The 2,025-nt window shown below is 61.2% G+C and carries 2 protein-coding genes and 2 pseudogenes; all 4 read right to left on the minus strand.

The window, feature by feature from the left end; all coding sequences use genetic code 11:
- Nucleotides 1-543: pseudogene (locus tag EN914_RS33385) on the minus strand (glutamine amidotransferase); the annotation flags it as partial.
- 103 nt (nucleotides 544-646) lie between these two features.
- The gene (locus tag EN914_RS33390) at nucleotides 647-970 is read right to left on the minus strand and encodes a hypothetical protein (RefSeq protein ID WP_024502592.1); all 324 of its coding nucleotides are present in this window, start codon (nucleotides 968-970) and stop codon (nucleotides 647-649) included.
- A complete protein-coding gene (locus EN914_RS33395) occupies nucleotides 967-1,656 on the minus strand; it encodes a hypothetical protein (protein WP_024502593.1) in 690 nt (229 codons plus the stop codon). The genes EN914_RS33390 and EN914_RS33395 overlap by 4 nt, the downstream gene beginning before the upstream one ends.
- A 45-nt stretch (nucleotides 1,657-1,701) precedes the next feature.
- A pseudogene (locus tag EN914_RS33400) lies at nucleotides 1,702-2,025 on the minus strand (amino acid permease); the annotation flags it as partial.

The following is a 2,025-nucleotide window of genomic DNA, read 5'->3' on the forward strand; positions in this document are numbered from 1 at the left end:
GTTCGACAGCGAGCCATTGTGCACCAGGCACTGGTCGGCGCCGGTCGAGAACGGATGCGCGCCCATCGTCGTCACCGCCGATTCCGTCGCCATGCGGGTATGGCCGATGCCATGTGTGCCGGTCATCTTGCAGACATCGAAGCGATCGACGACTGCCTCGGGCAGGCCGACTTCCTTGTAGATCTCGACCACGTCGCCGGCGCCCATGATGCGGATGTCGGGGCGCAGCGCCTGGATGGTTTCGCGCGCTTCATCGATCTTGGCAGGCGTGGTCCTGACGACTGCATGGGTGGATTTCACCCCGATCGTCACCGGCGTGCCGATGGCCTTAGCGAGCTCCGCCTCGAGGCCGCGGAAATCGCGGTCGGGCTTGGCCGACTGGATGGTGATCTTGGCCTCATTCTTGGACGGCGCGCCATAGATGGCGATGCCGGCGCTATCGGGACCGCGATCGCTGAGCGAAATCAGCATCTGCGACAGCATCGCGCCAAGCTGGGGTTCCAGCGACTTGTCCTTCAAAAACAGTCCGACAATTCCACACATGTCAGCCTCCCGACGTTTTGTAGCTAAGAGATCGTTTGCACTCTGAAATGATGTATCGAATGAGGTCCGCAAATTCAATCGTATGAAAAAAATATTCCTCTAATTACCTATGCGTCTCAATGCTGCTCTGCCCACTATCGTTGCCTTGCCGGGCGTTGTGAACCCATTTGGCGGTGCGGATGCGGGCGAGCTTGTAGGCGTCCAGGATCGATAAAGCATAGATCAGGAAGCCGCCGGCGTGACGGCCGACGAAGCTGGCATCGGGCGGCGCGATCTTGGCCGTCACCCATGCCAGGATCACCATGAAGAAAAGGAATTGAAGGCCGCGCACCGGCACGCCCAGAATGACGTGCCCGCTTCCCGGCAGCACGATTGCGGCGCCGAGAACCAGATAGGGATTGGTGGGTGCAGTGGCGGAACTGGTCATGCGGCCTGCCGTTCGCTTTTGTTGATCGCGTCGCGAAGCGCCGACACCGACATCAGCAGCCTTTCGATCAGCGCGGGATCGAGTGCGGCGTCGCCGAATTCGGCCTGCCGGAAAACGCCATAGCGCGCCCGCTCGGCTTCGGCCAGAAGCCAGACGATGCGTATACCCTTGGGCGTGATCAGCAGTTCCTTGGCGCGCCCTTCGGAAAAGATCTCGATATGGCTGGCGATCAGGCCTTGCGGAAAGCGCGCCGCCCTGCGGTCGGTGCGCAGCACCGACTCGGCGGGAAATCCCGGAGCCTTGGGCAGCGTATGCTCGAGATGATCGAAATTGGAGAAGGTCGTCGGCGAGCCCGGCCGCATCATCATGTCGAAGGTGGCTGGTACCGCGACCTCTTCGGTGATCGAAACACTGAGCCAGCGCGCCGGCAGTTTGCGCGTCGCCAGCGTATCGACGATGGTGCGCACCTGGACACGTTTGCTGTTCCAGGATCCTTCCCAGGTGATGACGCCGGCGGTGCCATCCGAAACATTGGCAGCATCGGCGATGATTGTGCGGATGCGGTCCTGCTCGACGGCGAGCGCCATCGATGCCCTGCTGCGGCTGGCACGCGCTTGCCAGGCAAGGTGGAGAACGACAACCAGGACAATGGCCCCGGCCAGCAGTGCTGATGTCAGATCGGACATTTTCTCATGCCAGGCCCGCCCGGGATCCGGACGGGCCTACTCCCATCAATAACCCTGCGGCTTTGGCCACGGCATGGTGAACTGGTCGCCGCGCCGCACGAATTTGTAACGGTAGAAGTGGAACCACAGCGAGATCAGGAAGTAGAAGGCGACCATGGCGATCAGCTGCGAGCCGAAGCCGAGGAAGATGGCGAAGAAGGTCACCACGCACAGGCAGAACAGCACCATGGCCGGGATCGGATGGAAGGGGTGGGTGTAGCCTCGGCGGATCGAGCCCAACGGCCACTTCTTGCGGAACATGATGATGTTGATGCTCATGAACGTGTATTGCAGCACCCCCGACAGGATCGAAAAGGTGATCGCCTGGTT

The organism is Mesorhizobium sp. M7A.F.Ca.CA.001.08.2.1, from assembly GCF_003998455.1.
Taxonomy (GTDB): Bacteria; Pseudomonadota; Alphaproteobacteria; order Rhizobiales; family Rhizobiaceae; genus Mesorhizobium; species Mesorhizobium ciceri.

Bases quoted from the DNA above. Each gene is read 5' to 3' on its own strand.
- EN914_RS33390 (WP_024502592.1), bottom strand. From the start codon at position 970: ATGACCAGTTCCGCCACTGCACCCACCAATCCCTATCTGGTTCTCGGC.
- EN914_RS33395 (WP_024502593.1), bottom strand. From the start codon at position 1,656: ATGTCCGATCTGACATCAGCACTGCTGGCCGGGGCCATTGTCCTGGTT.